Annotated in this window: 24 protein-coding genes; all 24 read right to left on the bottom strand. The window is 37.6% G+C overall.

The genetic code is table 11. The features are described from left to right. Window positions 1–8 precede the first annotated feature (8 nt). The 24 genes from Q0371_RS11425 to fliF all read right to left on the bottom strand — a co-directional run bounded on the left by Q0371_RS11425 (window position 9) and on the right by fliF (window position 20,820). Window positions 9–1,076 (bottom strand): chemotaxis response regulator protein-glutamate methylesterase, encoded by a 1,068-nt coding sequence (locus Q0371_RS11425; protein ID WP_169358611.1) that lies wholly within the window; start codon window positions 1,074–1,076, stop codon window positions 9–11. 1 nt (window position 1,077) lies between these two features. Beyond that, window positions 1,078–1,944, bottom strand: a complete 867-nt coding sequence (locus Q0371_RS11420; protein WP_298471166.1) for a MinD/ParA family protein — start codon at window positions 1,942–1,944, stop codon at window positions 1,078–1,080. After that, on the bottom strand, window positions 1,928–3,028 hold the full coding sequence (gene flhF / locus Q0371_RS11415) for a flagellar biosynthesis protein FlhF (RefSeq protein WP_298471164.1): 1,101 nt from the start codon (window positions 3,026–3,028) through the stop codon (window positions 1,928–1,930). The genes Q0371_RS11420 and flhF overlap by 17 nt, the downstream gene beginning before the upstream one ends. Next, window positions 3,025–5,058: a flagellar biosynthesis protein FlhA gene (flhA, locus tag Q0371_RS11410; RefSeq protein ID WP_298471162.1), complete on the bottom strand. Its 2,034-nt coding sequence runs from the start codon at window positions 5,056–5,058 to the stop codon at window positions 3,025–3,027. Before flhA ends, flhF begins: the two co-directional genes overlap by 4 nt. Window positions 5,059–5,076: 18 nt before the next feature. Beyond that, window positions 5,077–6,162: a flagellar biosynthesis protein FlhB gene (gene flhB / locus Q0371_RS11405; protein ID WP_298471160.1), complete on the bottom strand. Its 1,086-nt coding sequence runs from the start codon at window positions 6,160–6,162 to the stop codon at window positions 5,077–5,079. A gap of 1 nt (window position 6,163) precedes the next feature. Continuing rightward, entirely contained in the window at window positions 6,164–6,940 is a 777-nt protein-coding gene (gene fliR / locus Q0371_RS11400; protein WP_298471196.1) for a flagellar biosynthetic protein FliR, read from the bottom strand. A gap of 4 nt (window positions 6,941–6,944) precedes the next feature. After that, entirely contained in the window at window positions 6,945–7,214 is a 270-nt protein-coding gene (gene fliQ / locus Q0371_RS11395) for a flagellar biosynthesis protein FliQ (protein WP_144538065.1), read from the bottom strand. 12 nt (window positions 7,215–7,226) lie between these two features. Then, on the bottom strand, window positions 7,227–7,892 hold the full coding sequence (gene fliP / locus Q0371_RS11390; protein WP_169358606.1) for a flagellar type III secretion system pore protein FliP: 666 nt from the start codon (window positions 7,890–7,892) through the stop codon (window positions 7,227–7,229). Continuing rightward, the gene (locus tag Q0371_RS11385; protein WP_298471153.1) at window positions 7,885–8,574 is read right to left on the bottom strand and encodes a flagellar biosynthetic protein FliO; all 690 of its coding nucleotides are present in this window, start codon (window positions 8,572–8,574) and stop codon (window positions 7,885–7,887) included. Before Q0371_RS11385 ends, fliP begins: the two co-directional genes overlap by 8 nt. Before the next feature lie 6 nt (window positions 8,575–8,580). Further along, window positions 8,581–8,943 (bottom strand): response regulator, encoded by a 363-nt coding sequence (locus tag Q0371_RS11380; protein ID WP_169358604.1) that lies wholly within the window; start codon window positions 8,941–8,943, stop codon window positions 8,581–8,583. 19 nt (window positions 8,944–8,962) lie between these two features. Further along, window positions 8,963–10,174 carry a flagellar motor switch phosphatase FliY gene (fliY, locus tag Q0371_RS11375; RefSeq protein ID WP_298471194.1) on the bottom strand — a complete coding sequence of 404 codons (1,212 nt, stop codon included), beginning with the start codon at window positions 10,172–10,174 and terminating at the stop codon, window positions 8,963–8,965. Beyond that, complete coding sequence (fliM, locus tag Q0371_RS11370; RefSeq protein ID WP_169358603.1) at window positions 10,167–11,165, bottom strand: flagellar motor switch protein FliM; 999 nt, start codon at window positions 11,163–11,165, stop codon at window positions 10,167–10,169. Before fliM ends, fliY begins: the two co-directional genes overlap by 8 nt. A 28-nt stretch (window positions 11,166–11,193) precedes the next feature. Beyond that, complete coding sequence (fliL, locus tag Q0371_RS11365; protein ID WP_298471149.1) at window positions 11,194–11,625, bottom strand: flagellar basal body-associated protein FliL; 432 nt, start codon at window positions 11,623–11,625, stop codon at window positions 11,194–11,196. Further along, the gene (locus Q0371_RS11360; RefSeq protein ID WP_169358601.1) at window positions 11,615–11,836 is read right to left on the bottom strand and encodes a flagellar FlbD family protein; all 222 of its coding nucleotides are present in this window, start codon (window positions 11,834–11,836) and stop codon (window positions 11,615–11,617) included. Before Q0371_RS11360 ends, fliL begins: the two co-directional genes overlap by 11 nt. A gap of 69 nt (window positions 11,837–11,905) precedes the next feature. Then, window positions 11,906–12,700 (bottom strand): flagellar basal body rod protein FlgG, encoded by a 795-nt coding sequence (gene flgG, locus Q0371_RS11355; RefSeq protein WP_298471146.1) that lies wholly within the window; start codon window positions 12,698–12,700, stop codon window positions 11,906–11,908. A gap of 74 nt (window positions 12,701–12,774) precedes the next feature. Continuing rightward, entirely contained in the window at window positions 12,775–13,155 is a 381-nt protein-coding gene (locus tag Q0371_RS11350; RefSeq protein ID WP_169358599.1) for a TIGR02530 family flagellar biosynthesis protein, read from the bottom strand. A 21-nt stretch (window positions 13,156–13,176) separates the two neighbouring features. Then, the gene (flgD, locus tag Q0371_RS11345; RefSeq protein WP_169358598.1) at window positions 13,177–13,815 is read right to left on the bottom strand and encodes a flagellar hook assembly protein FlgD; all 639 of its coding nucleotides are present in this window, start codon (window positions 13,813–13,815) and stop codon (window positions 13,177–13,179) included. A gap of 2 nt (window positions 13,816–13,817) precedes the next feature. Next, the gene (locus Q0371_RS11340) at window positions 13,818–15,017 is read right to left on the bottom strand and encodes a flagellar hook-length control protein FliK (RefSeq protein ID WP_169358597.1); all 1,200 of its coding nucleotides are present in this window, start codon (window positions 15,015–15,017) and stop codon (window positions 13,818–13,820) included. Window positions 15,018–15,052: 35 nt separating this feature from the next. Then, window positions 15,053–15,652: a hypothetical protein gene (locus Q0371_RS11335; RefSeq protein WP_169358596.1), complete on the bottom strand. Its 600-nt coding sequence runs from the start codon at window positions 15,650–15,652 to the stop codon at window positions 15,053–15,055. A gap of 7 nt (window positions 15,653–15,659) precedes the next feature. Continuing rightward, entirely contained in the window at window positions 15,660–16,109 is a 450-nt protein-coding gene (fliJ, locus tag Q0371_RS11330) for a flagellar export protein FliJ (RefSeq protein ID WP_298471141.1), read from the bottom strand. Between the two features lies 1 nt (window position 16,110). Continuing rightward, window positions 16,111–17,433 (bottom strand): flagellar protein export ATPase FliI, encoded by a 1,323-nt coding sequence (gene fliI / locus Q0371_RS11325; RefSeq protein ID WP_169358594.1) that lies wholly within the window; start codon window positions 17,431–17,433, stop codon window positions 16,111–16,113. A gap of 5 nt (window positions 17,434–17,438) precedes the next feature. Continuing rightward, window positions 17,439–18,218: a flagellar assembly protein FliH gene (fliH, locus tag Q0371_RS11320; protein WP_169358593.1), complete on the bottom strand. Its 780-nt coding sequence runs from the start codon at window positions 18,216–18,218 to the stop codon at window positions 17,439–17,441. After that, a complete protein-coding gene (gene fliG / locus Q0371_RS11315; RefSeq protein WP_169358592.1) occupies window positions 18,202–19,221 on the bottom strand; it encodes a flagellar motor switch protein FliG in 1,020 nt (339 codons plus the stop codon). Before fliG ends, fliH begins: the two co-directional genes overlap by 17 nt. Window positions 19,222–19,233: 12 nt before the next feature. Continuing rightward, window positions 19,234–20,820 (bottom strand): flagellar basal-body MS-ring/collar protein FliF, encoded by a 1,587-nt coding sequence (gene fliF, locus Q0371_RS11310; RefSeq protein ID WP_298471137.1) that lies wholly within the window; start codon window positions 20,818–20,820, stop codon window positions 19,234–19,236. Window positions 20,821–20,866 lie beyond the last annotated feature (46 nt).

Raw genomic sequence — 20,866 nt, 5'->3', positions numbered from 1 at the left:
ACTCCCCTTTAAGGTAAATACCGTGTGATTGTGTTTGCAATTCTCTCTAAATCTACGACTTCGTTCACTAATTTTGTCTCTACTGCTGCTTTAGGCATGCCATAAACAATACATGTATTCGAGGATTCAGCAATTGTTACTACATTACCAGCCTCAACTAACCGCTTCAGGCCTTTAGAGCCGTCCGAACCCATACCAGTCATAATGATTACGATTTTATCAAAGTCATTATAGCTGCTATTGTCTTCCAATAGAACGTCCACAGACGGTCTATGTCCTCCTCTAGGGGGCTCTACGTCATCTAGTTTTATCGTATAAGCGGTTCCTACTTTTTTTATGCGCATATGATATCCACCTGGAGCTATATAGGCATGTCCATTCCGAATAATATCTCCTTCACTTGCTTCCTTTACCTCTATCTCGGATAGTTGGTTTAAACGATCCGCAAGTGATTTAGTAAACCCAGGAGGCATATGCTGGACTATTAGAACAGGAGCCTTTAAATCTCCTGGTAAATTGGGTAGAACCTCTTGTAAAGCTCGTGGTCCCCCTGTAGAAGTACCAATCAATACCATCTTTTTTTTGTTTAGCAGCCTATGTGTAACAGATTGGTTCACCGCTACCTTTGGCTCTTCTCTTGTTGGTAGTTTTACTTTTTTTAATTTACTTATCGTGATTCTTGAAGCATGTTCTACTTTTTCAACTAATTCATCTTTAATCTTATGTAAATCTAAAGATATGGTGCCGCTAGGTTTAGCTACAAAGTCTACTGCACCATATTCCATAGCTAGTAAAGTACTTTCCGTACCCCGTTGAGTAGTACTAGAAAGCATAATGATTGGAACAGGAGAATCAATCATTATTTGTTTTAGTGCTTCTATCCCATTCATCTCTGGCATTTCTACATCCATCGTAATAACATCAGGACGTAGTGTTTTAATTTTTCTGAGGGCATCTGATCCATTTCGGGCTATACCTACTACTTCAATTGTTTTGCTTTCCTTAAAGAAGTCTCCGATTAATTTACGCATAAAAGCTGAATCATCCACGATAAGTAATTTTTTCTTTGGTCCCATCCTACTTACCGCCTCCTTTAAATAAGCTTTTCAATTTATCAATAAACTTACTCGGATTAGAAGGAACTACTTCCAACTGTTCTTCAGTAAACTTGCTAACAATAGAGGAAAGCTTTTTAGAGATTTCACTTTGCGGATATAAAATGGAAAAAGGTACCTGCTGTTGGACTGCTTTACGTACGGTGGGATCCTCTGGTAAGCTCCCTAGAACAACAACATCCTTAGAAAGGAATTTGGACATAGCCAACTTCAATCTAGCCGTCGTATCTTCTCCCTCTTCTTTTGAAAAAGCTCGATTGCATAAAAGAAAGAAGCTTTTCTGTGGATCTTTAAGATATATATATTTCATCATAGAGTAGGCATCCGTAATTGATGTAGGCTCTGCCGTTGTTATGACGATAATGTCATCTAATGCAACTAACAAGTCTAATGTTTGAGATGTTGCCCCAGCACCCATATCGAAGATAATATAATCATAGGACTTTTGAAGAAATTCAAACGCTTCAATTAGCCGTTCAAACATACTGTCCGACCACTCTAAGACTCCATTTAGCCCTGAACCTCCAGATATATATTTCAGTCCATTTGGTCCATCAAACATGACACTTTCTAATAATTTTTCTCCCACTAAATAATCTTTTAAATTATGAGGTGCCGATTTTCCAAGTAAAATGTGAATATTACCCATTCCAATGTCCATATCGATTAAGACTACTTTTTTCCCTTGCGCACTTAGCATCGATGTGAAGTTTGTAGAAAAATTACTTTTCCCTACACCACCCTTTCCACTAACTACTGCAATTGAACGGCCTAACTGACTATGATTGCTAAGCATTCTCAATCGTAATTCCTCAGCTTGATCTCTCATTATGAATCCCCTTTAATAGCAACTCGACTATTCCATCTTGACTAGCCTCTACAATATCTTCCGGTACTTCTTGCCCATCTGTATAGTAAGCAAGTCCCTTGTTATATTTAACCATTAAATTAATCATCGAGCCAATAGAATTTGTTTCATCGATTTTAGTAAATATCAGTTTTTCAATTGGAAACTCTGTAAATTGCTCTATTATTACTTCCATATCTCTTTCTTTAGAGGTAGAAGAAAGTACGAGAAAAGTTTCTGTGTTGTCCTTAAAATCGATTAACTTTTGTAAGTCCTCTACAAATTTAACTTCTTTATAGTTTCTACCTGCCGTATCGATAAAGACCAGGTCCAATTTCTCAAACTGATGAACAGCTTGTTGGAAGTCTTTTTGACTGTAGACAATTTCGATAGGTGCCTGTAGAAGACCCGCATATGTTTTTAATTGTTCTATTGCGGCAATGCGGTAAGTATCTGTTGTGATAAAACCTACTTTTTTCTTCTTTTCAAGAACTGCACGGGCCGCCATTTTCGCAATCGTCGTTGTTTTACCAACACCTGTTGGCCCTAGAACATTAATAAATTTTCTTTCGTAGGAGATTCCCCCAAATGAAAGGTCACTTAGGAGATTATTTAAATAGTTTTTTGTGAACTCTAATTGTTCATCAATCGTTTTTTTACCATGCACAAAAAGCTCATCACTTACTCGTGTGATAAGCTCCTCTGCTAGTTCCTGTTGCTTAAGGTGGTGAATAAGTGTATGAAGTTCTTCCGAATATTGTTGTTCCAACTGTGGACGTTGAATCGATTTAACCATATTCTTTATATCTTCTAATTCTTTTTTTATCTCTGAAGCTTGATTAGAATCTGGATCAAGTTGAACAGTCGGTAAATTTGGTGCTTTATTTGGAAGTTCTATACTATCCATTCCAGCTAAAACCTCAATGGATTTCTTTTTAAACATCCCTAGAAAACCCTTTGAGTATACAACCTTAGAACTCAAGATTACTGCTTCGTCTCCTAATTCTTTTCGAATAGCCTTCATTGCTTCAGGCATAGTGGCTGCGATATATTTTTTCATTTTCATTCAACATTCACCACCCCAACGCTTTGTACCTCAATAGATGATTCTAGTTCGTTATACGAAAGAATCGGGATTTGAGGGAAATATCTTTCGGTCATTTGTCTTAAGTACATTCTTACTGCTGGTGAACATAATATTATCGGCGACTGCTCCATCAGAGAAGCTCGTTCCACCTCTCTTGCCATAGATTCCAATATAGCTTGCGAATCAGTAGGATCAATTGAAAGGTAGTTACCATGCTCAGTTTGTTGAATACTATCAGCAACCATTTTCTCTACCTTACCAGACACCGTTAAAACTTTGAGTGTATTACTGCTCCCAGCATATTGAGAAGTTATTTGTTTTGCTAAAGCTTGTCTAGTGTATTCAGTTAATATATCGACATCGGATGTCATTTTTGAATAATCTGCAAGTGTTTCGAAAATAATTGGCAAGTTTCTGATTGAAACATGCTCTCTTAGTAAGTTTCCTAGTACCTTTTGAATCTCTCCTATCGTCATCGGAGTTGGAGTCAATTCGTCCACTAGAATTGGTGATGTTTCACGAATGTGATCAATGAGCTGCTTCGTCTCTTGTCTACCAAGTAACTCATGGGCATGGTTTCTGATAATTTCTGTCATATGAGTAGAAACAACGCTAGGTGGGTCTACGACTGTATATCCCATAATCTCTGCTTCTTCCTTGACCGCTTCAGTTATCCATTTAGCCGGCAATCCAAAAGAAGGTTCAATCGTATCAATCCCTTCGATCGTATCATCGTCTCCAGGACTCATAGCAAGATAGTGATCTAACAGCAATTCTCCTCGAGCCATTTCATTTCCTTTTATTTTGATGCGGTACTCATTTGGCTGTAGCTGAATATTATCTCGTATACGTACGACAGGAATTACTATACCGAGCTCAAGTGCAAGCTGTCTTCGTATCATAACTACACGGTCGAGCAAATCTCCGCCTTGTGCGGTATCAACAAGTGGAATTAGTCCATAGCCAAATTCAAATTCTATAGGATCTACATTTAATAGATTAATAACATTCTCAGGACTTTTCATGTTGTCCGTAGCAGCTTCCTCTTGGAATTCCTCTAGCTCCTCTGGATCTTCTTTTTCTGATTTCCCCATCATATAAGCACCAATAACAAGAATAATGGAAATAGGGAGAGTCAAAATTAGTCCTATCGGAGTCACAATTCCTAGAAGGGCTATTGTTGCAGCAGCAACGTAGAGCAGTTTAGGCTGATTTAATAGCTGACCAGTAATATCTCCACCCAAGTTTCCTTTAGATGCTGCTCGTGTAACGACAATACCAGTTGCAGTTGATATTAAAAGAGCAGGTATTTGAGAAACAAGTCCATCCCCAACAGTCATTGTAGAGAATAAAACGGCAGCCTCACCAAAAGGTAGTCCAAACTGAACTACACCGATGATAATACCAAATAGTAAGTTAATAATTACGATAATAATACCAGCGATCGCATCACCCTTTACGAATTTGGTTGCACCATCCATTGCTCCATAAAAGTCGGCTTCTCCACTTACCTTTTCACGTCTCTCTCTTGCTTCCTTTTCCGAAATCATTCCGGCATTTAAGTCAGCGTCAATACTCATTTGTTTACCAGGCATGGCATCCAAGGTAAAACGGGCAGCAACCTCTGATACACGTTCCGCTCCCTTAGTAATTACGATAAATTGGATTATAACTAAAATTGCAAAAACTACTAACCCAACTAACATATTCCCACCTGTAACAAATGTTCCAAACGTTTCTACTACTTTCCCCGCATCCCCTTCAGCCAAAATCGCGCGTGTAGTGGAAACATTAAGCGCAAGTCTAAATAAGGTTACTAATAATAATAATGTTGGGAAGACAGAAAATTGTAATGCCTCTTGCATATTCATTGCAGTCATTAAAATCAATAGAGCAATAGTAATATTAACAATGATTAAAAAACTCAATAACCAATGAGGAAGAGGTATCACGAGCATAGCCACAATAGAAATAACTGCTGCTAATACGGATATATCGCGGACTTGCATATACTTCCACCTCAATCTTTAAATTTTTTGTTTAATGCGATAAACGTAAGCTAATACCTCTGCTACCGCCTTAAAGAATTCATCGGGAATTCGTTGACCAATTTCAACTTGGTCATACATCCCTCTAGCCAGTGGCCGATTTTCAACCATTACCACGTCATTTTCCTTAGCAATCATTTTAATCTTTTGAGCAACGTAATCGGCACCTTTCGCCACTACGATTGGCGCTTCCATTGATTGGTCATCGTACTTTAGTGCAATAGCATAATGAGTAGGATTCGTAATGACAACATCAGCTGTAGGAATTTCCTGCATCATTCGACGCATGGCCATTTCTCTTTGCCTCTGCCGGATACGTGATTTAATAATAGGATCTCCCTCTGAGTTCTTATGTTCGTCCTTTATATCCTGCTTAGACATCTTCAAGTTTTTCTCGTAATCGAAGCGCTGATAGAAGAAATCTAAGATCGATATAAACAACAAGACAAGGGAAGCGACAATACCCATCATCCCTGTTAGCCAGCCTATAGTTGATAAGGTGTCCCAGGCAGTTTTGAAGGATAAAGAGAGCACTTGCTCAAGATTCATCCATAAAATCATCGTTGTGACAGATCCTATAAATGCAATCTTCAGAATGGATTTTAATAGTTCAATGACCGCCCTCATCGAGAAGATTCGTTTAAGTCCCTTTATCGGGTCTATTTTCTTCAAATCAAATTTCAAAGGCTCCGTCGTAAACAGCAAGCCAAACTGAAAGAAGTTTGCCGCAACAGCTGCTACTACAGCTACTAACATGATAGGGAGCAAAATCATCGCCATTTCCATTAGCATATCCTTATAAATTTCAATAGCTATGGGGATGGAAATTGAATCCATTAACATATACTTTGTAAAAGTAACATTGAAAAAAGTAAAAATCTCATTTCGTAAAAATCCTGCAAAGAAAAACATAAAGACGAAAACTGCTAGTAACACAATGGCACTTGTGACATCCTGACTTTTTAGCACTTGTCCTTTTTTTCGAGAATCCTGTCTTTTTTTAGGAGTAGCCTTTTCTGTCTTTTCTCCTGCGAAGTACTGTAAATTCAATCGGAGCATCAACATATTAGCCACCACCTAAAATTATCATTAAATCTCGCATAGCGATGATCATCATCTCGAATACTTTTTGCATAACAGCCAGTAAGACTCCCATCATGACTAATAACACAATAAATGTAACTCCAATTTTTATGGGGAATCCCACTACAAAAATATTTAATTGAGGAACAGTACGAGCTGTTATTCCTAATGCGATATCCACTAGAAATAGAGTCGCCACGATAGGAATAGACATCTGGAAGGCAACTGCAAAAACTCCCGCAAATGTTTTCATAATGAATTCCACATAATTTTCTTGTCCAAAAGCGAGCCAAGTCGTTTCCATAGGGATAAACTGATAGCTATAAAAAATTCCGTCTAAGAGCAAATGATGACCATTTAAAGCTAACAGTAATAAAAGTGCAATAATATTTAAAAATTGTCCTATCAACGGACTTTGGGCTCCAGTTTGAGGGTCTATTACATTGGCAATTGCAAACCCCATTTGGAAGTCGATAAATCCGCCGGCAATTTGAATTGCAGAAAGAATGATATAGGCTAGTAACCCTACAAATAAACCTACCATTACTTCCTTGATGATTAATAGTATGTATTCTCCGTTAATTTCAAAAGGACTCACATCCATCGTGTAATACATCATCCACGAAAGAATTACTGCAAAGGCAATTTTATGCGTAGCTGGAATAGTACGATGTGAAAACAGTGGCAATGTAATCATGAACGCTGAAACTCTTGCAATAATTAATAGTAATACAGTTAGGCTAGGTATGATCTCTTCCATTGAACTAACCAATATATCTCACTAAGTTTTCAAAAATATCTGCAGCATAGGAGGTCACTTGCGATAGCATCCATGGTCCAAAAAAGACGATAGCCACTAAAACTGCAATAATTTTAGGAACAAATGCAAGAGTCTGCTCCTGAATCTGTGTTGTTGCTTGAAAGATAGACACTGCAAGACCTGTTATTAAAGCCACTAACAAAAGAGGACCTGATGCAAGAAGAATGACCCAAATGGCTCTTTCTGCAATTGATATTACCATTTCATTACTCAATACAATCAGCTCCTAAAAACTTTGTAGGATGGACTTCATAACTAAATACCATCCGTCCACTAACACAAACAATAAAATCTTAAATGGTAAGGATATCATTACCGGTGGTAACATCATCATCCCCATCGACATTAGGACACTTGCCACAATCATGTCAATTACTAAGAAGGGGATAAAGATCATAAAGCCTATTTGAAAGGCTGTTTTAATTTCACTTAAAGCAAAAGCTGGTACCATCACTGTTAGAGGGATGTCATCAATTGATTCTGGCCGCTCTGCTTCGGTATATCTTAGAAATAGTTCTAAATCCTTTTGTCTTGTATGCTCACTCATGAAATCCTTAAATGGTCCACTAGCATTTTCATATGCCTGTTCTAACGTAATCTCCTCATCAAAGAGAGGAGTCAAGGCCGTTTCATTCACTTCCTGAAGCGTTGGTGCCATGATAAAAAACGTTAAGAATAAGGCTAAACCAACTAATACTTGGTTAGGTGGCATTTGTTGGGTTGCTAAAGCTGTACGAACGAAAGACAAAATAATCATGATTCTAGCAAAGGAAGTCATTAATATTAAAATACTCGGTGCCAAAGATAAAACCGTTAGTAAAAGCATTAATTTGATAGAAGTGGAGACATTTGACGGATCACTGTCCGAGAAGAATTGGACGAAATCATTCATTGTTTTTGCGCTCCTTTGTCTTCCAATCCTTTAATACTTCACTACGGTCTCTTTTTATATCATCTAGCTTCTTTTGAAACGTTTCATTAAATGAAGGATTTTCATTATTTTTTGTCTTATGAATCTTGTTTTTTGATAGTTTATTCATTAACTCCATAATATAAGGAAGCGTTTGAGCACTTCCAAGCTTATCCTCATATAGCTTTGTTAACTCTTCTATTTCTTGAGGATCTGTAATTTCTTTCAGTAAATTTATATTTTCTCCAATTCCTACTAAATACAGCGAGTTGCCAATTTGCATTAACTGAATTGACTTGCCTTGACCAACCCCAACTCCTCCAAGATTATGGATGAGCTGGTTATGCTGAAAGCTTCTATTTCGTTTATTGATGAAACGTAATAACCCATACAACAAAGCAATGACAAATACCAAGGCAAAAATCATTTTAATGTAATCCCAGGCTGTAATAGATACTCCACTTGAACTTGCTTCTTGTGGAGTATTTTCTTCCTGATCTAATTCTTTGTTTTCCTCGGGCTCTGCGTCTGGGGCAGTTCCCTTGTTTATACGTTCAAAACTCTCTTTAATACTCTCATTTGAATCTACAGCTGCCTCCGTGCCTAAAGGGACAGAGATCGATAAAAGAAATGCAATACAAATACTTAGGTAAAGCTTCCACATCATTTCTTACCCTATCGCTTTAGAGATTGCTTCAATTACTCGGTCAGCTTGGAAAGGTTTTACGATAAAGTCCTTTGCCCCAGCTTGAATAGCATCAATAACCATCGCCTGTTGTCCCATAGCAGAACACATAATAATAGTTGCACTAGGATCTTTTTCTTTAATTTTCTTTAAAGCCTCGATACCATCCATTTCAGGCATCGTAATATCCATCGTCACTAAATCAGGTTTTAGTTCAGCGTACTTTTCTACTGCTTGTACACCATCTGCGGCTTCACCCACTACTTCAAAACCATTTTTTGATAAAATATCTTTAATCATCATGCGCATAAATGCAGCATCGTCCACTATTAAAATTCTCTTCGACATATTATGTCTCCTCCATTACTTAACGTAAATTATTAATTCGTTCCGCCTGGCTTAGAATATCTGTAATTCGAACACCAAAGTTCTCATCAATTACAACGACTTCCCCTTTGGCAATATGACGATTATTTACAAGTATATCTACAGGCTCTCCGGCTAATTTATCCAGCTCTATGATAGAACCACTAGTAAGTTCCAAAATTTCCTTCACCGTTCTTCTAGTACGACCTAATTCTACTGTTACTTGAAGAGGAATATCAAGCAGTAAATTTAAATTTCTAGACTCATTAGGTGTAAGATTTGTTGCTTCAAAACTAGCAAATTGAGCTTGTTGCACCTCTACAGGTGGTGTATTACTTTGTCTTGGTTGATGCTGCGGTGCTACTGGCTGTTGAACTGGTGGTACAACTGATTGTTGAACTGGTGGTACAACTGATTGTTGAACTGGTGGTGCCTCATAATAGTCTGGCACAGGAGCAGATACGTGGTTAGTTTCTACTCTTTCCTCATATATCGTTGCTGCTGCCTCTGGCTGAGCATCTTCTCCCTCTCCCAGAAGTGTCTTAACAAGGCTTAAACCAAACTCTAATGGTATAAGCTGCATAATATTAGAATCTATTAAGCTTCCTACTCGTAGTCTAAAAGATATTTTAATAAGCAAGTCATCATTAGGGATCGCTTCCTCGCCTTCCCCTTCGATCAGATTTAAAATATCTATGGAAGGTGGAGAGATATCTACCTTTTTATTGAATACAGTGGACATTGAAGTAGCTGCAGAGCCCATCATTTGGTTCATAGCCTCTTGTACGGCACTTAATTGAATTTCACTTAGTTGAGGGCTTGGATCTATCCCATCTCCACCTAGCATTAAGTCAGCAATTACTGCAGCGTCTGACTGCTTAATAACTAGTAGATTCATACCTATTAGTCCAGCAGTATATTGGACTTGTACGGCGACATAAGGATGTGGAAATTCCTCCACTAACTTACTTCTATTAATCATGCTAATATGTGGAGTAGTAATATCCACTTTTTGACCTAATAAGGAAGATAGAGCAGTAGCAGAGCTTCCAAAGGAAATATTACCGATCTCCCCTAACGTATCTATAGCAAAAGAGTCTAAGTAATCTTCAATATTCGTTGTATTTATGTTTGCTTTTTCTTCCTTCACATTGTCAACCGTTCCACGTAGGAGGGCTTCAATTTCTTCTTGGGAGAGCATATCATCACTCATCATCATCCTCTCCTCCTTTCAAAGTTTCAATTATTTGTACTGCCATTTTCTTTTTAAGCTTACCGGGCTGTGCTTTAAACTTTGGTATATCTCCTACTTTAATTGTAAGAGCATCTTCCACTTTAGCATTTAATTGAATGACATCGCCCAACTGAAGATATAAAAGATCTTCCATCGTGATTTCAGTAGAACCTAATTCAGCCACGACTGGTATTTCTGCTGATTTAACACGTTTTTTAAGGACTGCTAATTGTTCCGGTGACACTTCTTTTTTATTCGTTTGCATCCAGTAGCGCACTGATAGGTTAGGTACAATTGGTTCTAATACTACATGAGGAATACAAATATTAATCATTCCACTGGTTTCTCCAATAACCGTATTAAACGATATGACAACTACCGTCTCATTTGGCGAAATCATTTGTAAAAATTGCGGGTTTATCTCTAATTCTGTTAAGATTGGATCGATATCCGCTATATTACTCCATGCTTCTCTTAAATTATCAAAGGATTTTTCAAAGAGATTTGTCATTATTTTTGTTTCTATTTCAGTTAGATTATCTACCTTTGTATGCGTCTGACCCTTCCCTCCCATTAACAAATCCAGCATGGAGTATGCGATATTGGGATTTATCTCCATTAGAATGTTGCCTTCTAGAGGCGGAACCTCAAACACATTTATGAGTGTCATATGAGGTACAGAGCGTATAAACTCCTCAAAAGGAATTTGGTCTACGGACACTACAGATATTTGAACATATGATCTTAACTGGGCAGAAAAAAATGTGGTTAAAAGACGTGCGAAATTTTCATGTATACGTGTCAAACTTCGTATTTGGTCTTTCGAGAAACGCAGAGCTCTCTTAAAATCATAAGTACGAATTTTCTTTGATTCCTGTTCGCTCTTCATTTCGTCCGCTGTCATTTCACCTGTCGAAAGGGCACTTAACAATGCATCTATTTCTGATTGAGATAATATATCTCCTGCCAATCTGCCCACCTCCATTCAAAAAAGTACTTTACTGAATAATATAAGAAGTAATATAAACCTGCTGTACTTCTCCTTCATTCATCAATTCATTTATTTTAGTTTTAAGCGAGGACTCTAAGGTTAGCTTTCCTTGCTTACCTTCTAAATCCTCTGGCGACATTTCTGAAAGCTCCGTGATCAAAATATTCTTCACTTGGAAATCACGTTTTGTAAGTTCCTCTGCCGCCTTTGTACTATCCGTTTGAACTTTCATAGAAATCCGGATAAATTTGTCGCCTGCTAAATTAGTTGTAATTTCCTGAATGTCTACAGAAGACTCGACAATCTCATCTATTGTAGGTTCGTTTGCTTCTTCACCTTTATTGAATTGAAAATATAGTAAAATTGCAACCACACCTACCAAAGTAAGAGAAACTAAAATAATTAGCATCATTGTTAATAGCTTGTTGTTATTCTTCATCCTGTTCACCTCTTAAATAAGGATTCGATAAAATATGTATTTCCTTGTAGAACTGAGCGATTTTTTCATACACATCTTCTCGTGATTCTAACGCCACATATTTATGACCGTTCGTTAGCGTTATCGTAGTATCTGGAAAAGATTCAATCGTCTCTATGTATAATGCATTTAACGAAAACTCTTTACCGTTTAAACGAGTTAAACTAATCATTTATTTAAGGGCCGGGCCATTCAAGGAACGGCCCACCCCTCCCTTACTGTCAAGCTGTTAAACTATTCTTTATCGTTTTAAGTTAACTAATTCCTCTAAGATTTGGTCTGAAGTTGTGATAATACGAGTATTAGCTTGGAATCCACGTTGCGCTACAATCATGTCTGTGAACTCTTCAGATAAATCAACGTTAGACATTTCTAGGAAGCCTGATTGGATTGAGCCTCTACCTTCTTCAAGTGGATTCCCATCAAGTGGGGCTCCAGAAGCAGGAGATTCCTTAAAGTAATTTGAACCTGCTTTTGTCAATCCACCGCTGTTTGGGAATTTTGCAATTTGGATTACTCCTGCATCCTGTAAAGCACCATTCTCATCCACAAAAGTTACGGTACCATCTTGTCCAATAGACATACTTTGAGCAGTAGTAGGGATACGAATCGGAAAAGTATCTCCTACAACGTATAACCCATCCCCATTAACTAAATCACCATTACTATCCATATAGAAGTTCCCTGCCCTAGTATAAGAAATATCTGTACCTGCATTATCAGTTAATTGAAAATATCCATCTCCCGATATACCAAGGTCTAATGTATTACCAGTTGATTGCAGTGATCCACCAGAGTGTATTGTATCAATAGTTGCTAGCTGTGAGCCTAATCCTACTTGTTTAGCATTAACTCCCCCTCTAGTGTTTGATGGAGCAGAAGCACCAGAAGTTGTTTGTGAGATCAAATCTTTAAAAACAGTACGACCTTTTTTAAATCCGTAAGTGTTTACGTTAGAGATGTTGTTACCTATTACGTCTAATTTTGTTTGAAAGTTTTTAAGTCCTGAGATACCTGAGTACATTGAGCGAATCATTGATGAATTTCTCCCTTCGATTTGTGTGCTAGCTTCAATCAGTCCACTGCACATAGCATCCTTTAAAGGTCCTGCTATCCTAGCACTATTGTGCCGTCTATATTGGTAAACAATTGATTGTTTGCTTCCTTGCGATCCATTGCAGTAATAACCGTGGCATTTTTTGCACTAACGATTAAGGCTGCTTGTTCCATCAATACTAATGAGTCCTTGACACCTTTGGAGCGCGCTTCTGATACTTTGTCACTTACAAGCTGCCACTGCGCATCTGAAATATGAATATTTCTTTCTAGTAATCGCTGATTGGCATGTTTGCTTACCTTTAATTCTGTTTTTACCGTGGCTTCATGTAAATGCTGTAAAAACGCCTGTTTGGGCGGTGTGACTTGCTTAGCGGTTATTGGTTGACGGATACCTGGCTGCATGGAGACACGGTTAATAGTAACTTGGTCCATTGCAAGTCTCCGTTCTATTTATTATTGAATAGAATTAATTTTATCTGCTGTTATCGTTGTACCACCAGAAAGATTAAATACAATCGCACCATCTTTTTTAGAGACGGATTCAACAACACCTGTAGTTTGTCCAGCTTCAGCAGTATAACCAATAGTTTTTCCAATCATCATGCTTGCCTCTACTAAACTATTAGAGCTTGCATTGCTTGATAATACTTCTGAAATATTGCCTGGTGTGATTTTCTTTCCATCAGATAGAGTAAATTCTACACTACCATCTACGAATTTAACTCCAGCTATAGAGCCAGTTCCTTCATTCGTAATTGGCTTACCATCTTCATCTTTTTTATCTGTTAGCTCGTGCCATTTTACTTGCTTACCAACAAAATTGCTGTATTCAATCATTTGGGTTTGTTCTTGTGCCTGGGCAAACTTTTCAAAGGCATTCGTTAAGTTCGTCATTTGCTCTAAGGAAGAAAACTGTGCCATTTGAGCAATGAATTCGTTATCCTTCATTGGATTTGTAGGATCCTGATTTTGAAGTTGTGTCATCAATATTTTTAAAAATTCATCTTTTCCGAGCGTACTATTACCCGTTGTTTTTGTCGTTTTTTTAGATGACAGGTACATATTGCTTGTAATTGGTGTTAAATCAGCCATTTTTATACCTCTATTTCACTTAGGAATTCTTGGAACGTGGTTTGTGTATCTGAAACATCCGAGTCTTCTTCTTGTTCATCATGCTGTCTATGTTGTTTAAAAGTAGAGTCTTGGAAACCTTGGTTTTTCTCCTGTTTTGCTGCATCCTGCAAAGCCTGGGTAATTTCCAGCTTCTCTATTTGTATATTTTGGTTTGCCAGTCCTTGTCTTAATTGACCAGAATGCGTGTCAAGCAATTCTTTCCCTAAGGCAGTTGATGCAAGCATTTTTGCAGTTAAGATTCCATCCTTTTGTATCAACTCAATGCGGATTGTTCCAAGCTGTTCAGGATATAGCTTAATTACTAATCTATTGGCTCCTGCTGCTTGTCCAAATTGTACCCGATTCATCACCTTTTGAAGTTCTTTTAGAAACTCCTCTGACTGAGCAGACTTTTGTGTAGGGAGAGTCATGGACACTGTCTCTACTTTTGTTTGTACAGTGGTTGTCTGACCTTGATTTACAGAAGTGGTTTCTTTACTTTCTGTTACTACTTCTGTACTCATTCCTTTAGTTACTGATTGATGCATTACCACTTGTTGTATAAATGCTTTAGCTACGGGAGTAGAGTTTCTACCTTGTGTTAATGGTAAATTTGTTAAGTTTTCCTTTAAAGTTTCCAACGTTTGTTTTAGATCAAAAAGTGTCGTTTCTTGTTTGAATGTCAAATCACTTTTGTTTCCTATAAGTTGGACTATCTTTAAAAGTTCTACTGCTTGTTTTGCTTCCACTGGACTTGTAACATTATTCGATGCTTGCCCATTTAAAGTTAAAAGGATAGAGTCAACAAGCTTTTGAGGCTGTTCCATTACATTCGCAAGAATTTCCCAGACATCCTGTTTCTGATCTGGATTCTCCAAATCTTCAAGTTTGCTTAGCAGTTTATTTAACAATTGATGTAAGTCATTTGAGTCTACTAGTAGTTCATCCGTTTGAAGTAATTTCTGTGCATCCTCTATGGATTCGACATCTAATAGAGAAAGTAAATCTTGGATAAGACTTTGCTCTGTATTCACAGGACTTTCCACATTTACAGATGGTACAGACTGACTGGAAAGAATTTGTCCAAATACATTTCCAAAGGCTTGACTGTTACCTGTTGGTAACTCTGTTTTAGGTTGCACAGCTACAGGAGGTCTCATATTAACAATCGCTATGTTCATTTTTCTTTCACCTCCTCTCACATGCAAAACACGATTTACTGCTTGGTCATTAGCTCAGTATATTTAGCAGCATCCTGAGGTGACATTTTTTCATAAATTTTTGCAACAGTATCTGGTTTTAAACTCGCCAAAATTCTCATTGCCTCTGCGTCACTCATATTCGAGATAACGGGAGCTGCTGATTTTGCAGACATTTTTTCGAAGGTAGAAACTACCTCGGCATAATCTCTCTTTGATTGCTCATTTTGTCTCTTTAGTTCTTCAATTTCCTGCAAAAGGTTTTCCTGTTCTAACAACAGGGATTCTTGGGATTTCTCAGAGTTTTCTATTTCGTCATGAAGTTGATTAATTTGTACTTCTTTTTGCTGAATCTCTGCTTGCAGTGAAACAACTCGCTCTTCTAAGCGGATTGATTTTGTATTGTCATCCAATGGCTTATCCTCACCAAATGATGTAAGTTCTTTAGCTTTTTCAAATACATTAATATTTGTTATTTGGGCAAAAGTTAAAAGGAGAGCCAAAGCAAAGAGAAGCGGTATAATAAACAAATATAATATTTTCTTGCCTAAGCCGATTTTTCTTGGCCCGTTGTCCATCGTATGAAGGCTTTTCTTTTGATTATTCTTTTTTGCCATGCTTTACTCACCTAATCTCTTTGTTTTGAAACTTTAAGGAAGAAATCTCATCTAAAACAATCGCTTCTAAGCGATACTGTTCTTGTTGAAAACTTTCAAAATCCTTTTCTTTCATTTTTTCGAACTTCCGAACCTCTAAGCTTTTTTCCAACAGTTTTTCCTCATACCAGTTCATCTTGGATCTAGCCTGTATAACCTCTTTTTGTACAACTTCAATTCTTTTTTGTAGGCTCTCTAGAAAATTAGAATAATGATGTATTCCATCAATACTTAATCCATTGGACAGCAAATCGTTTTGAGTGTCTAGAGTAGACTCTCTTTTTTTCAAAAGATTGTATAGTTCCGTAGCAACCTGTTCAAAGGCATTAACTGATTCTTTGTATGCTATTTCTGTTTCTGACTTTTCCTGTTCACGAACCGTAAGCACCTTAGCAAATTTATATTGATAAGCAACCATCTTAAGCTCCTCCGCCTGATAACATCACTAATTCATGAACACTATTGTCCAAAGAAACTTTATCCAAATATCCTTGCTTTAAAAAAGCAGTAATTAAAGGTTCATATTGAATGGCCTCATCAATCTCTTTGGAAGTTCCTCGCTTGTATGCCCCTATATTGATCAAATCCTCTGATTTATTGTAAGTAAAGTAAAGCTCACGCAGCCTTTCAGCAGCCTTCACATGCTGTTCATCTGAAATATGGTTCATTAGACGACTTATACTTTTTAACACATTGATAGCAGGAAACTGCCCTTTGTTGGCTAGCGCCCTATCAAGCACTATATGTCCGTCTAGTATTCCTCGGACTGTATCAGCAATAGGCTCATTCATATCGTCTCCATCTACGAGTACCGTATAGAACGCTGTAATGCTTCCTTTTTCATTAGTGCCCGTTCGTTCTAACAGCTTAGGTAAAATAGAAAATACGGAGGGAGTATATCCTCTTGTAGCTGGAGGTTCACCAACTGCTAATCCTATTTCTCTTTGAGCCATCGCTACTCGGGTAACGGAATCCATCATTAGCATGACATTTAAGCCTTTATCTCGAAAATACTCTGCAATAGCAGTTGCAGTAAATGCTCCCTTAATACGCATAAGAGCTGGCTGGTCAGAAGTAGCAGCTACCACGATTGACTTTTCCAATCCTTCTTTGCCAAGATCCCGTTCAATAAACTCTCGAACCTCTCTGCCACGTTCTCCAATAAGGGCAATTACGTTTAAGTCAGCATTCGTATTTCTTGCAATCATCCCAAGTAGGGTACTTTTACCTACACCTGAACCAGCAAAAATACCAACCCTTTGTCCCTTTCCGACTGTTAGCATACCATCAATCGCCTTCACACCCACCTCAATTTGCTCATGAATAGGTGGCCTAGTTAAAGGATTTGGAGGATCTTGCTCGGTACCAACCGTACTTAAGCCTTTAGGTAGCACGGTTCCATCTATTGGATTACCCATGGAATCAAGTACTTTCCCAATTAACTCAGGACCTACTTTTATTTCTAAAGGACTGTTTGTTCCTTCTACTAAACACCCTGTGGAAATTTCACGTATATTTGTATAAGGCATCAGGACTACAGTTTCTTCTTTAAAGCCTACTACTTCAGCAAGAATGACAGATGGACCATTTTTAGCAGAATTAATATGGATTTTACATACATCTCCAATAGAGCTCTCGGGGCCTTGCGACTCAATCATTAATCCAACTACACGATTTACACGGCCGTACTTTTTAAAAGTAGAGACTTTTGGTATTTGTTGGATTAAATCGATTGCTTTCATTACTCTCACTCCATGCTTTCAAGAATATCAACAAGCTTACGTCTTAACTCTTTTACTTGTTCATCAATACTTACAACTATTCGACCATGATTTGTTTCAATATAACAATCTGTATCATTCATTTCCTCGTCCACGAAAATCATAAATGGCACGTCTATTGGGAAGATCGAAGCAAGCTCTTCTCGATTTTTAGACACTAGATTGAAATAATACGGGGATACATATATTTTTATTTCTTTCATTTCACGAGCTTCTTTTAAGCCCCTTTGAACAATAGACAAAAATAAATCGTGATTTTCCTCTAATTTAACCCCAATAATGCGCTCTGCATTTCGAATACTCAACTCAAGAATTACTTGCTCTTGTTGCTGTAAATAGGCAGCAGCATTTTCATATGCTGTTTGCATCGCTTCGTTTGCTGTTTTTAGTGAACTTTGCATGTCAGCTAGTGCCTTTTGCCTGCCTTCTTCTACACCTTGTGCAAATCCTTCTTCGTAAGCACTTTGTTGATAGCTAAGCTTTTGGTTATTCCATTCATTTAGTTCCTGTTGAATTTGTTGCCGAGTATTTTCCACTTCTAATTGCAGCTGTTTCTGTTTATTCGTTATTTCTTGGTTGACCTCTTCCAACATTTTGCTACGCTCTATATTGAAGTTTTCCTTTATAGCGAGCGGTGTTTCATCACTTGTCTCTTCTACAGTGAGATTTCTTATATGAATCGGACGAAATTTTTCAGCATTTCCATCCATTTGTACGTTTCGGAAAATTTTAGACAATAATGTCATCTCCTCCACCACGGGCAATGATAATTTCACCTGCGTCTTCTAAACGTCTAATAACCGATACAATTCTACTTTGAGCTTCTTCTACATCACGTAATCGAACAGGACCCATGACTTCCATTTCTTCTTTGAACGTTTCTGCCATACGCGTAGACATATTACGGAAGATAATATCCTTCACTTCCTCGCTCGATACCTTCATAGAAAGAATAAGATCTTCATTTTCACAATCACGTATAACTCTTTGAATAGAACGGTTGTCCAACGTAACAATATCTTCGAATACAAACATTCTCTTTTTAATCTCTTCTGCAAGCTCTGGATCTTGAATCTCTAGAGCATCCAAAATGGTTTTTTCAGTAGTTCGATCAACACCATTTAGTACTTCTACAACTGCATCTACACCGCCAGTTTCTGTAAAGTCCTGAGTTACAGTAGAGGAAAGTTTTCTCTCAAGCACTGATTCTATTTCACTAATCACTTCCGGTGAAGTAGAATCCATTGTTGCAATCCTTCTAGCGATATCTGCTTGTACTTCTTGAGGCAGGGAAGATAAAATAATCCCCGCCTGCTGTGGTTCAAGATAAGATAAGATTAAAGCAATCGTTTGAGGATGTTCATTTTGTATAAAGTTAAACAGCTGCGTTGGCTCTGCTCTTCTAGCAAAATCAAAAGGACGGACTTGTAAGGAGGACGTCAAACGGTTGATAATTGCTTGAGCATGCTCACTACCAAGTGCCTTTTCAAGAACTGTCCTTGCGTAGCCAATACCACCCTGTGATATATAATCCTGTGCTAGGGCAATATGATGAAATTCCTCTATAATACCTTCTTTTATTTCTGGTTCTACTTTTTTCACTCCAGATATTTCAAGAGTTAATCGTTCAATTTCTTCTTCATTTAAATGCTTATAAATGGAAGCAGACACTTCTGGTCCTAGAGAAATTAATAGGAGCGCGGCTTTTTGCTTACCTGTTAATTCTTTTTCTTTCTCTTTTTTACTCATAGCCGTCCCTCCTTAATCCTCTGCTATCCAAGTACGTAATAACTTTGCAAATTCCTCTGGCTTGTCTTTTGCCATTTTTTCTAGCTGCTTACGTCTTAAAGTAGATTCTGTTTCTTTTTCATTATTAATATCATCAACTTTTGGTATCTCTCTTGCCTCTTCAACAATTAGTAATTCTTCCTCTTCATCACTTCTTCTTGAACGAAGTAAACTAATGACTAGAAGAATAATGGAGACTAATAATATTCCACCAATTACATATATCCACCAAGGGATTGTTGGAGAAGATACTTCAGCAACCGAGGTTTTCCCTCTCAGCTCTTGAACCGAAACTACAATCTTGTCTTCGACTTGTTCCTCTGTTAGTTCTCCTACGCCCTTGTCGATAGAAGTTCTTACAATCGTAGCAAGCATCTGTTCGATGTCTCCTCGTATATCGTCCGGTAAGGATGCAACATCTTCTGCATCTGGTGGTTCAACCATTACTTGTATACCTATGTCTCTAATTTTATATGGGCTTTCGACAATTTCTTTTCTGATCCGATTTACTTCATTGTTTATTGTATCTTCCGATCTTTCGTAATCTCCATTAGCAGTAGTGCCTTCTACGTAATTGGTGAAGTTATCAGTAGCATCCTCTCCTTGAGGAGTACCACCAGCTACTGGATTATTACCGGTAAACGTTTCAGAAATACGCTGAGCACTAATTTCAATTCCAGCCATATTTTCTACATCGACTGGCTCTACGAGATTCTCTTCCCGATTTTCTTGTTTAAAATCGATATCTGTAGTAATGGATACTACTACTTTATCTTGACCCATTAATGTACCTAGCATGGTTTGCACTTGTCGTTGCAAGTCTCGCTCAATGGTCTTCTTCAATGTCATTTGATCTGTGACAGTTGTACCGCCAGAACCATTTGCCTGCTGGAGGTCGAAATATTCTAGGAATTGGTTTCTTATAACGATATCTTCAGTAGATAAGTTCGGTATAGATTTAGAAACTAAATTGTATAAGGACGCTATTTGTGTCTCTGAAAATTGATAGCCTGGTTCTGTGTTTAGCACGATAGAGGCACTTGCTGTTTCATTGCTTTGAGATAAAAATACCCCTTCTTCAGGTAAGGTAATCATTACCTTTGCTTCCTTAACACCTTCCACGCTTTTAATCAAATTGGCTAGTTCAGTTTGAGTAGTAGCCAGCTTTAATACATTAAACTCGTTATCTGTCATCCCAAAGCCTGCATTTTGAGAGAAGAAGCTATAATCAATCATTCCTGATTGCGGAAATCCTTCTGCAGCCATTTGCACTAATAAAGTATCCTTCTGTTCCTTTGGAACTAATATAGAAGTTCCTCCAACAGCAATTTCATTTGGTATACCTTTAGAATCTAAATTTTCTTTTATACGTCCTACTTCAGAAGGTGTTACCTCTGAATATAAAGGAACCATTTCCGTTCTTGTTAGAAAAAAGGTCAGGACCGCAGCAAGAATTATTACACCTAGAAATCCGCCAATTATAGTCCCTTTTTGACCTTTAGTCCGACTCTTCCAAAAGGTTGTTATATCACTTTTAATTTTTGTTATACGCTCATTCATTTTTATCCTCCGGTTATGGTGAATATTTTAGCTCGATATATTACAA

It is taken from the genome of uncultured Psychrobacillus sp., assembly GCF_938022135.1.
GTDB lineage: Bacteria > Bacillota > Bacilli > Bacillales_A > Planococcaceae > Psychrobacillus.
Note: the sequence above shows the minus strand (reverse complement) of the source record. Positions and strands in the feature narration are given on the sequence as shown.